This is a genomic window from Pantoea anthophila, assembly GCF_006494375.1.
Lineage (GTDB): Bacteria > Pseudomonadota > Gammaproteobacteria > Enterobacterales > Enterobacteriaceae > Pantoea > Pantoea anthophila.
The window spans coordinates 1-10,507 of record NZ_VHIZ01000025.1; the positions used below are offsets into that span (position 1 = coordinate 1).

10 protein-coding genes are annotated in these 10,507 nt (G+C 56.3%); 6 read left to right on the forward strand and 4 right to left on the reverse strand.

The genetic code is table 11. The annotated features are described in order from the left end of the window. Nucleotides 1-522: hypothetical protein (locus FJW00_RS04530; RefSeq protein WP_140923153.1), on the forward strand; the 522-nt coding region annotated here is incomplete at its 5' end. A gap of 52 nt (nt 523-574) precedes the next feature. On the opposite strand, the gene FJW00_RS04535 is transcribed toward FJW00_RS04530, so the two are convergent. Further along, the gene (locus tag FJW00_RS04535; RefSeq protein ID WP_111207268.1) at nt 575-1,426 is read right to left on the reverse strand and encodes a Vmh family MBL fold metallo-hydrolase; all 852 of its coding nucleotides are present in this window, start codon (nt 1,424-1,426) and stop codon (nt 575-577) included. A gap of 144 nt (nt 1,427-1,570) precedes the next feature. Between FJW00_RS04535 and FJW00_RS04540 the strand changes: the two genes are divergently transcribed. From FJW00_RS04540 to FJW00_RS04550, 3 genes are all read left to right on the forward strand, one after another. Next, nucleotides 1,571-2,455: a LysR family transcriptional regulator gene (locus FJW00_RS04540; RefSeq protein ID WP_140923154.1), complete on the forward strand. Its 885-nt coding sequence runs from the start codon at nt 1,571-1,573 to the stop codon at nt 2,453-2,455. Nucleotides 2,456-2,488: 33 nt separating this feature from the next. Beyond that, entirely contained in the window at nt 2,489-2,908 is a 420-nt protein-coding gene (locus FJW00_RS04545) for a bleomycin resistance protein (RefSeq protein WP_140923155.1), read from the forward strand. Nucleotides 2,909-3,274: 366 nt separating this feature from the next. Continuing rightward, nucleotides 3,275-3,577: a YmdA family protein gene (locus FJW00_RS04550; protein ID WP_009092822.1), complete on the forward strand. Its 303-nt coding sequence runs from the start codon at nt 3,275-3,277 to the stop codon at nt 3,575-3,577. A gap of 205 nt (nt 3,578-3,782) precedes the next feature. On the opposite strand, the gene gabP is transcribed toward FJW00_RS04550, so the two are convergent. Together gabP and gabT are read right to left on the reverse strand one after the other, a co-directional pair. Continuing rightward, a complete protein-coding gene (gene gabP, locus FJW00_RS04555) occupies nt 3,783-5,192 on the reverse strand; it encodes a GABA permease (RefSeq protein WP_373682541.1) in 1,410 nt (469 codons plus the stop codon). An 84-nt stretch (nt 5,193-5,276) separates the two neighbouring features. Then, complete coding sequence (gabT, locus tag FJW00_RS04560) at nt 5,277-6,563, reverse strand: 4-aminobutyrate--2-oxoglutarate transaminase (RefSeq protein WP_046102773.1); 1,287 nt, start codon at nt 6,561-6,563, stop codon at nt 5,277-5,279. Between the two features lie 110 nt (nt 6,564-6,673). On the opposite strand from gabT, the gene pdxR reads away from it, so the two are divergent. Both pdxR and FJW00_RS04570 read left to right on the forward strand, forming a co-directional pair. Beyond that, nucleotides 6,674-8,164 carry a MocR-like pyridoxine biosynthesis transcription factor PdxR gene (gene pdxR, locus FJW00_RS04565; RefSeq protein WP_181405348.1) on the forward strand — a complete coding sequence of 497 codons (1,491 nt, stop codon included), beginning with the start codon at nt 6,674-6,676 and terminating at the stop codon, nt 8,162-8,164. A gap of 40 nt (nt 8,165-8,204) precedes the next feature. Beyond that, nucleotides 8,205-9,581, forward strand: coding sequence for a glycoside hydrolase family 10-like protein (locus FJW00_RS04570; protein WP_181405349.1), 1,377 nt, complete (start codon nt 8,205-8,207; stop codon nt 9,579-9,581). Between the two features lie 286 nt (nt 9,582-9,867). On the opposite strand, the gene FJW00_RS04575 is transcribed toward FJW00_RS04570, so the two are convergent. Beyond that, nucleotides 9,868-10,347, reverse strand: coding sequence for an Hcp family type VI secretion system effector (locus tag FJW00_RS04575; RefSeq protein ID WP_140923157.1), 480 nt, complete (start codon nt 10,345-10,347; stop codon nt 9,868-9,870). Between the last annotated feature and the right edge of the window lie 160 nt (nt 10,348-10,507).

Below are 10,507 nucleotides of genomic sequence, written 5' to 3' on the forward strand. Positions count from 1 at the left end.
TACTGGTTTGTGCAGGCCGGTCACTACTCAATTAATGTCACCCTGACCAAAACCCGCCAGTTCGATTTTCTGCAGGACTTTCTGCATTTTACCGTGACGCTGGATGGCCTGATTGCAGATGAACATTTTCGCAGCCCGGACTTTGTACTGCCCCATTACGACGTGCCCTACGAATTCTGCCGCTGGCGCAACAAACGCGGCTACGACGCCTTAACCACCTATGTCAGTAAACAGGGCGTGAAATCCCACAAGGGGATCTTTACCGTCTCGGAAGGCCTCTCCCCGGAGGAGCAGGTGATGAAATGGGAAGGGGTGGTAAACGTCTACGACAAAACCTTTTTCAGCGTGACGAACTTCAACACCACGCAGGAATTTCTGATCAAAGATATCAGCCGATCGATTCAGGAAGGTCTGCTGAAACACCTGAGTTTTTACCGCGACCTGTTTCACTACATCTTCCCCACACCCGCTGAGGCGCGATTGCAGGCGCGGGATGACAGGCGCTATCTGGCTAAAAAATAGCGCTCTGGCGCACCCCGCGTTGTGCCGCAAAGTCAGCCGTTTCTCTGCGGGTTTACCACTTCATCTCGCCGGTGTTCACTTTCGCGCTGAGCTCCAGCGAACCCGGCTCGGCCAGTCCTGGCCAGGCGGCCGTCATGGCGTCAATCACCTCTGCTGAGGTTTTGTGCTGCGACAGCGCCTGCTCAAAGGACTTCAGGTAGTTGAGGGTAAAATCCACGGCCTGCGACCCGGCAGGGCGCGCACCCAGATAGTGACCCGGGATGACGTTCTGCGGATGCAGCGTCTGCATCTCTGTCAGGATATGACGCCACGCCGCACGGCTTTCAGGGGTCTGGGTGTCTGCTGTCCAGACATGAATGCCGGAAGAGAGGGCCGTCCCACCCAGAATGGTGCTGGCGGAGGGGATCCAGACGTAAGCGGCATACTGATCCGGATGACGCAGCTCCAGCACTTCACCGTCTACGCTAAACCGTGTCTCATGCGTCACCTCTGGCACGGTCAGCGCGTCAGGCGCGCCCTGTTTCATCTGCGGACCCCAGTACTTCAGCTTCGCCTCATGCGTCTCCTGAATATGTTTCACCACAGCGGGTGAGGCCACCACCTTCACATCCGGCCAGGCTTTAACAATCGGTTCAAGGCCAAAATAGAAGTCGGGATCGCCGGAGGTTATCACGATTTCTTTCAGTTTTTTGCCGCTCTGTTTAATCATCGCCACCAGCTTCTCACCATCCTGCGTGCTGAACTGCGCGTCAAACAGAATGGCTTCGGTGGGGCCGGAGACCAGCGTAGATGAAACGGCAAACAGGCCCTTTTCCTGCGGATTATAGGTTTCAAGTTTCAGGGTCGTGGCGCTGGCAGAGGCTGAAGCCAGCATCATAATTAAAGCGTGAGCGGCAATTTTCATGTTTATCCTCAGAGGGTAATCACCGCACAGGGCGGCGCAAATGATCATGTTTTGTGTCAGTGGCGCTATTTTACGCATTCTGACATCTGTTAGAATTCCCGAAATCAGACATGCTGAGTTTCATAATCCGAACAGGTAAAACAGATGGACAGAGTGACTGCGGCGGTCGTTTTTAACCGGATCTGTGAGCTGGGAAGCCTGAGTGCGGCATCACGCGCACTGGGGATCTCCCGTCCCATGGTGAGCCGTTATCTGGAAGAGATGGAGAGCTGGGCCGGAACGCGTCTGCTGCATCGCTCGTCACGTCGTCTGACGATCACTCCTGCAGGCGAGGCGATTCTGGAAAAGACCCGCCAGCTGGCACGCCTTTCGGAGGAGATCCGCCAGGAGACCCCGCAGGGAATACCCGCCGGGACATTGCGCATCGCCTGCGCGCACTTCACGGCTGTCCACCTTGTCGGTCCGGTGATCCCCGACTTTCTGGCGCGCTATCCGGCCCTGCGCATCGAGCTGGAGATCAATAATCAGCCTGTCAGCCTGATTGGTGAACGGATCGATCTCGCCATCCGCATTACTGATACGCCGGAGCCGGGCACTATCGCCCGCCGCCTGGGTGACTGCTGCTCTGTCCTCTGCGCCTCACCGGCCTATCTGCAGCAGCACGGGATGCCGCAAACGCCTGACGATCTGGCGCACCATAACTGCCTCTGTTACAGCCATTTCGCCGGACAGAGCTGGCACTTTACCTCCCCGCAGGGAGAGAAAATGGCGGTGGCGGTAAAAGGAAATTTCAGCGCCGGGATCTCCTCTCTGCTGTGCGATGCGGCCAGTGCAGATTGTGGAATTGCGATGGTGCCCGAGCAGGAGGCGCGTCACGCTCTGGAAAGCGGAAAACTGGTCACCTTACTGCCCGATTATGAGCCGGGACGCATTGGCATCTGGGGACTTTACCTGTCGCGGGAACATCAGCCTGCAGCACTGCGGCTGATACTCGATGAACTGCAGCGCAACCTTTTGAGTCCTGCCTGAGCCAGCCTCACAACCGATAACAGGGAAGAAGAAATGAGTGACAATCAACCCCTTTACTGGAATCGTATGGTGCCAGAACTCACCGTAACCGATTTTGCCGCCTCACTGCATTTTTACACGACGTTACTGGGATTCAGCGTGAGAATACAGCGGCAGCAGCCGGACTTCGCCTACCTGTGCTATGGTGAGGTGCAACTGATGATTGAGCAGTTTCATCCTCAGGGCTGGAACACGGCAGAGCTTCACAGGCCGCTGGGACGGGGCATCAATTTTCAGATTGAAGTGGATGATATCCAGGTCGTACTGGCTCGGGTGCAAAAGCAGGGTATTCCGCTCTATCGCCCGCTGCGGGATACGGTATATGACACCGGCGGGACAACCGCCTGTCAGCGCGAGTTTCTTCTGCAGGATCCGGATGGTTATCTGCTGCGGTTCAGCCAGTATCTGGAATGAGTTGAAAACATTTTGGGTGAATTCTGCCGGGCAGCGCGGATATCTCTCATTCCGGAACGCCTGAGTGATATTTATTTTGAACAGGCAGTCAGAATAAAAATCAGCATGCCCATTTCTGTCACTGCAGAAAGTGCCTCAGCTTATTTAAGCTCTCCTCCTGGACGTCTTTGCGTTTAAATCCTGTTCTTCTGTGTTGATGTTAATTATACCGTTAACGCAAAAAATTCTTTTTTTACTATCGATGTTAAAAAATCCAGGGCGATGAAAAGTCCAGCTGGCGAAGATTTACATTTAATTCTCTTTTCAGTGCTTAATCTTTTGCGATCTGCGCCGATAACTCCTGACACACATTCAGGAGGATGCAGGATGAAATCATTTTTACTCGCTGGCTTTACCACGCTCTTAATGACAATCGCCGGGGCAGCAAGTGCTGGTTCGGATTCAGGCACGATTACCTTTCGCGGCATGGTGACGAATGATTCATGTGATATGAACACCGGAAAGAATCAGGTCGTGTTCAGTTGTTATGATTCTGGCAGGGGAAAGACTACGCTGACGACGGCTGATCTCAGAAATCTCCACGCCCTTGACAGGTTACCTGCAGAAGTGAAAATGCACTGGTTAAACGCCGAAAAAACCAGAGGGATTCTGTCCCTCACTTATCTTTAATTTTTTCTGCCATTCTGACGAAAATTGATTGCGCCCGGGGCGAAACAGGAATAAAAGTAATGTTACCAAACCCACAGCGAAAAAGTGGGTATCAGAGAAAACCTTATATCGCCAGACCCTTTTTGTCAGCACCAGGGAACCAGATGCAAAAAAAAGCCCACCTTATAAAAGGTGGGCTTTTTCACTGTTAATGCGCTTCAGTTAATTATGACGGGTCAGAGGAGCGCTGCACAAAATAGCGCGTGCTTTTCTGTTCTGCCTTTTTACGGCGCAGCAGCAGGCTGGTCGCAATAATAACCAGCGTTAAACCGCCCGTCGCCACTAATTCTGTCTGGTGTTTAGGATCAAACAGCATGATCACCAGCACCGTGACGATAAACAGAATCGTGACCCAGGTCAGACCGGGAAACAGCCACATGCGGTAAGTCAGGATTTCACCCGCCTGCTCGCGTTTTTTGCGCAGCACCAGATGGGATGCGGCAATCACCAGGTAGACCAGCAGCGCAATGGCACCCGAGGTGGCGAGTAAAAATTCGAAGACCGCGCTGGGCGCCAGGTAGTTGGCGATCACCGCCAGAAACGCCGCCGCAGTCGAGAGCAGCACCGCAACCCAGGGTGTGCCGCTGCGATTGGTGCGTGAGGCCGCAGCGGGCGCGTCCTTGCGGCGTGACAGCGAGTAGAGCATGCGCGAGGAGGTGTAGAGCGCTGAATTCAGACAGCTGCACACCGCCATCAGCACCACCAGATCGACGATCAGCCGGGCATGAGGAATGCTCATCGCCTGCAGAGCGGTCTGCCAGGAACCCTGTTCAACCAGGCCTGGCGTATTCCACGGAACCAGCGCCACCACGAAGAAAATCGACAGCAGGTAGAACAGCGCGATACGCCAGATCACCGAGTTGGTGGCTTTCGTAATCTGCCGGCCGGGATTTTTCGACTCTGCGGCGGCGATAGTGACAATCTCGGTGCCCATAAAAGAGAACATCGTGGTCAGGATAGCCGCGACCACCGCGCCGAGGCCATTTGGCATGAAGCCGTTGGTGTCATAAAGATGCGACAGGCCGCTGGTGTGACTGTCAGGCAGCAGGCCAAACACGGCGGCACCTGCGACGGCCAGGAACAGGATGATCGCCACGACCTTGATCAGGGCAAACCAGAATTCAAACTCACCGTAGTTTTTCACGCTCAGCAGGTTGGTAATGGTCAGTAAGAGTGTGATGGCGAAGGTGAACTGCCAGATGGCCACATCGGGGAACCAGGCGTGCAGGATCGTGCCTGCCGCATTGGCTTCCAGCGGGATCACCAGCACCCAGAACCACCAGTAGAGCCAGCCGATGGTAAACCCGGCCCAGCGTCCCAGCGCTTTCTCCGCATAGGTGGAGAATGACCCGGAATCGGGTGAGGCCACCGCCATCTCCGCCAGCATCCGCATGATCAGCACGACCAGCAACCCGGCGGCCGCATAGGAGATCAGCACGGCGGGGCCCGCTTCAGAAATAGCATGGCCGGAGCCAACAAACAGCCCGGCGCCAATTACGCCGGCAATCGAGAGCATGCGCACGTGGCGCGGTTTCAGGTTCTGAGCCAGCGAATCTTCATTCGCACTCTGAGTCATCGTCATGTCAACGTCTCCGGGGGACGCCCGGCCATGCTGACCGGACGAACAGGAAAGGGGCTTGCGATTAACGAGCCAGTGAAATCATGCCGGGACGACAGGGTGTCCGGCAGGGGCAACACAGCGATCGATCACCGTGGAGAGAAGGGTCAGCGCCTGGCTGAACTGTGCATCCGGAATGGTAAGCGGGTAGAGGAAGCGGATAACGTTGCCTTTCGCGCCGCAGGTCAGCAGCAGCAGGCCCTGTTCCATCGCCATCTTCTGAACGGCCTGCGCGGTGCTGGCCTGATAGAACTCCATAGCCACCATCGAACCCAGCGCCCGCACTTCGGCGATATCAGGGTGTTTGCGCTGCTGCGCCTCCAGTTCAGCGACAAGCCGGCCACCGAGATCCACGGCGCGCTGACAGAGCTGCTCCTCCTCGATCACATCCAGCACCGCGTGAGCCGCCGCGATAGCTAACGGATTTCCGGCATAGGTACCGCCCAGGCCGCCAGGGGCAGGCGCGTCCATCACCTCAGCGCGACCGGCCACGGCGGAGAGGGGCATCCCGCCCGCCAGGCTTTTCGCCATGGTGATAATGTCGGCTTTCACCGGATAGTGTTCCATGGCAAACAGCCTGCCGGTGCGGGCAAATCCGCTCTGTACTTCATCCGCAATCAGCAGGATGCCGTGACGGTCAGCCAGTTCACGCAGCTGCACCATAAATTCTGCCGGTGCCGCATGGAATCCACCTTCACCCTGCACCGGTTCCAGTACGATTGCCGCAACATCATGGGGCGCAATGTCCTGTGTGAAAATCTCATCCAGGCTGGTCAGTGCCGCTTCAACGCTGATCCCCTGCACCGCGCTGGGGTAGCGGGCGTGGAAAACGGAAGGGGGCATCGGGCCGAAGTCGCGCTTGTAGGGGGCGACTTTGCCGGTCATGGCCATGGTCATAAAGGTGCGGCCATGAAACGCGTTGCCAAAGGTGATGATGCCGTGACGACGGGTATAGGCACGCGCCACTTTAACCGCGTTTTCTACCGCTTCGGCACCGGTGGTAAAAAAGGCGGTTTTCGCTGCACCGGCAACCGGCACCCGCTGATTGATGCGTTCAGCCAGTGCGATATAGCTTTCGTAAGGGGTGATCTGGAACGCCGTATGGGTAAACTTTGTTAACTGTTCGGCCACCGCCTGCTCGATGCGTGGATGGCGATGACCGGTGTTCAGCACGGCGATGCCGCCTGCGAAGTCGATCCAGCTGTTACCAGCCTGATCCCATAAGGTGGCGTTTTCTGCCCGGGCAACGTACCAGTCGCACAGCGTACCGATGCCCTTAGGCAGAGCCTGTGCTTTACGTTCCTGCATCAGGTTATTTTTTTCGCTCATTTGATCCACCTCATTGATATGCGTGTTTACAATTCCCGACAAACACGTTTATTTATGCCTGAGGCGTGGTGAGTTGCCAGAGCCAATTATCAGAGGAAGGATGGAGCCAATTGCGACTCTTGTACGCCGATCATCTATTAGCACGGTTACAGTTTATGAAAACCGGTTCCCTGCATCAGCGACTGCTCAACTGTATGCAGGCCGCGATCACGGAAGCGGTCTTTCCGCGCGGCAGTCGTTTGCCGCCCACCCGCGATCTGGCGCGTGAACTCGGCGTGTCGCGCAACACGGTGATGCATGTGTATGAAAGTCTGATGGCGCAGGGTTACGTGACCGCGCGCACCGGCAGCGGCACGTGGATTGCCGAGACGCTGCCGGAGAGTTCGCTGCAGAGTGATGCGATTGCCGACCTGGCCGCCGTGAAGGCGCAGCGACCGGCCACCCTGTCGAAGCGCGGTGCCACACTGCTGGGGCACGCCACCGCTTCCCCTTATCAGTGGGGAGCGTTTGTGCCTGGCGCGCCCGACGTGACCGAATTTCCTCATAAGCTGTTCAGTCAGATTCAGGCGCGCCTGAACCGGGAGCCTGACGTCCATCGGCTGGTTTACAGCAGCGGCGGCGGCTGCCCCGATCTGCGTCATGCGCTGGTCGATTATCTGCGGGTGGCGCGTTCCGTGCAGGCCGATGCGGATCAGATTCTGATCACCGAGGGCGTTCATCAGGCTGTCGATCTGGTCACGCGGATATTGTGCGACCCAGGCGATCGGGTCTGGATGGAAGAGCCGGGCTACTGGGGAACACGCAATCTGCTGCGGATGAATGGCCTGAAAATCCGGGCCATGCCAGTGGATGAGCAGGGCCTGGTGCCCGACAGCGGGCCGCCACCCAAAATGGTGTTTGTCACACCTTCCCATCAGTACCCGCTTGGGGTGCATCTGAGCCTGGCACGTCGTCAGGCGTTGCTCACACTGGCGCGCCGTCATCAGAGCTGGATTGTCGAAGATGACTACGACAGCGAATTTCGTTTCTCCGGACAGCCGCATCCCTCGCTGCAGGGGCTGGAAGCCGATGCGCCGGTGATTTACATGGGCACGTTCAGTAAAACGCTCTATCCCGCCCTGCGCATTGGCTATCTGGTGGTGCCAAAACCGCTGGCTCAGCCGATGCGCATCGCGGCAGCGGAACTCTATCGCGGCGGACATCTGCTGATTCAGCGGGCGCTGGCGGAGTTTATCCGGCTGGGTCATTACATGGAGCATATCCGGCGGATGCGGCTGCTTTATCGACAGCGGCGGCAGTTTCTCTGTCGGCTGATCGAGCGCTATCTGGGGCCTGCCTTCTTACCGGCTTTTAACCATGAAGCCGGTCTGCATCTGGTGATGCCGCTGCCGGCAGGCAGTGATGATGTCGCCATTGCCGCCGAGGCGCTGAAGCGCGGCGTCAAGGTGCGGCCACTATCGCAGTACTATATGCATCCTCAGGAGACGCGAGGTCTGCTGCTGGGGTATGCCTGCGTCAATGAACGGCAGTGTCAGGATGCTTTTGGCACCCTCAAAGCCTGTCTGGCGGCGGCCGGTATTGTGTTCAGTCCCCAGCGCTAACGCATTGACATTTAATCAGAGTCACCGAGAATACTCCTCTTTGCGTCCCGACCAGATAAAACTGGAGTTTATCATCGCACTGAATCTTATTCCTGCCGCAGCCAGCGTGGCGTTAAGGCGCGGGGCCGCACTGGCTGCGGCACTGTTGCTCGTCAGCTGCGCCTCTGAGCCGCCGCGGTCGCTGGTGACGCCTTTTCCACCGGTCACGAAACAGCCGTTACCGCCAGCCAGCCAGCCGGTGCAGCCTCAGGTCCGGCAACCGATGCGCGGCGTCTGGTTAGCTACTGTATCCCGTCTTGACTGGCCTCCCGTCGCATCGGTCAATGGTGCCAGCCCGGCAGAGCGCATCCGGATGCAGCAGCAGTCGCTTATCGACAAGCTGGATAAACTGAAAAGCCTGGGAATTAACACGGTCTTTTTCCAGGTGAAGCCCGATGCCACGGCGCTCTGGTCCTCTAAAATTCTGCCCTGGTCCGATATGCTGACCGGCAGAATCGGCGAAGATCCCGGTTACGATCCGCTGCAGTTTATGCTGGATGAGGCGCATAAACGCGGTATGAAAGTCCACGCGTGGTTCAACCCCTATCGGGTTTCGGTCAACATCAAACCCTCTACCGCCAGTGAGCTGAACCGCACGCTCTCTCTTCATCCGGCCAGCGTGTTTGTGCTGCACCGTGACTGGATTCGTACCGCGGGCGACCGCTACGTGCTCGATCCCGGCATCCCGGAGGCACGGGACTGGATCACCAGTATTGTGGCCGAGGTGGTGGCGCACTATCCGATCGACGGTGTGCAGTTCGATGACTATTTCTACGCGGAATCGGCAGGCTCCCTTCTCAACGACAGTCAGACCTTCAGCCGTTACGGGCAGGGCTTCACCAGCAAAGCGGACTGGCGGCGTCACAATACGCAACAGCTTATTGAGCAGGTCTCCCGTACCATTAAACAGCTGAAGCCGGAGGTGGAATTTGGTGTCAGCCCGGCGGGTGTCTGGCGCAACCTGTCGCACGATCCGGCGGGTTCAGATACCCGAGGCGCAGCGGCCTACGATGAAGCCTATGCGGATACCCGTCGCTGGGTTCAGCAGGGTCTGCTGGATTATATCGCGCCACAGCTCTACTGGCCGTTCTCCCGTCAGGCTGCCCGTTATGACGTGCTGGCAAAGTGGTGGGCAGAGGTGGTGAAGCCGACCAGAACCCGGCTTTACATCGGTCTGGCGCTCTACAAGGTGGGCGAGCCTTCGCGGATTGAGCCTGACTGGACGCTGCAGGGCGGAGTGCCGGAGCTGAGAAAGCAGCTCGACCTCAATGAGTCCTGGCCCCATATCGACGGCACCATTCTTTTCAGAGAGAACTATCTCAATCAGCCGCAGACTCAGCAGGCGGTGAGTTATCTGAAAAGTCGCTGGGGCGGCTGACATCGACACGGCCGCATAGTTATGGCTTTTGCGCGCAACGCATACCCGACGAAACGAATGTCGGTGAAGCTGGCGTGATGCATGCTCGCGGTTGCTGCTTTCTCCCTGCGACAGGTGTAACGGTAACGGACTCTCCATTTCGTTACACCTGTTCACAGGACGGCAGTAATGCAACAGCAGCAGGTAACCGGATTGGAAATACTCCGACGTGACAAAAATCCGGGGGTGACGTAACTGTGTTATCTATAAATTTCAGAAGTTGATTGGTGAAGTCAGTCAGGAGCACTTATGATCTCGCGTAGTTATTCCACTCATCACGATATACGATATTGCCATCCGTGTATTTCCATGTGATTGCCTCATAGCGTAATTCCAGCGTTTCGAGATGCGTACTGCTCACCCCGCCAGGGGCAAGGTAGGGTGCAACTGTCGTAAATTTGACATTTTGCAGAATGATATTGAAATATTCAGCTTCGATTCCGGATTCCAGAATGCGATACATTCGGATAGTGCCTTTCTTCATTGTCCGTCCTTCACAGACTGCTCTGTAGAGTAGCGGCGTTGTTTGATCAAATTCTTTGACTATCGTTACAGGGCTATGGACCCGCGTTCCCGTGAGCTTTCCCCAGCTGGGATCGACAGGTATGGTTACACCGTGAGAGAACGATTTTAATTCGATGGAGCCCAACCGCAGTGGCATCTGACAGCTGCCTGTGACGGGAGAACCGTTTTCATCTTCAAGCCATAAATGGGCGGGTGTAGACATAATTTTTTCAATTCCTTATGAGGTTAAAAAACTAATGGCACTTCACCACTTCACATAGCGACTAAATATATATATCACTATCAGGGCAAATATTGGCACAAACCAGAGTGGGGCTGAAGGAAATAGTATTATCTGGAATAAGGCATAGGCAATTATTATA

Bases quoted from the DNA above. Each gene is read 5' to 3' on its own strand.
- FJW00_RS04535 (WP_111207268.1), bottom strand. From the start codon at position 1,426: ATGAAAATTGCCGCTCACGCTTTAATTATGATGCTGGCTTCAGCCTCT.
- FJW00_RS04540 (WP_140923154.1), top strand. From the start codon at position 1,571: ATGGACAGAGTGACTGCGGCGGTCGTTTTTAACCGGATCTGTGAGCTG.
- FJW00_RS04545 (WP_140923155.1), top strand. From the start codon at position 2,489: ATGAGTGACAATCAACCCCTTTACTGGAATCGTATGGTGCCAGAACTC.
- FJW00_RS04550 (WP_009092822.1), top strand. From the start codon at position 3,275: ATGAAATCATTTTTACTCGCTGGCTTTACCACGCTCTTAATGACAATC.
- gabP (WP_373682541.1), bottom strand. From the start codon at position 5,192: ATGACTCAGAGTGCGAATGAAGATTCGCTGGCTCAGAACCTGAAACCG.
- gabT (WP_046102773.1), bottom strand. From the start codon at position 6,563: ATGAGCGAAAAAAATAACCTGATGCAGGAACGTAAAGCACAGGCTCTG.
- FJW00_RS04575 (WP_140923157.1), bottom strand. From the start codon at position 10,347: ATGTCTACACCCGCCCATTTATGGCTTGAAGATGAAAACGGTTCTCCC.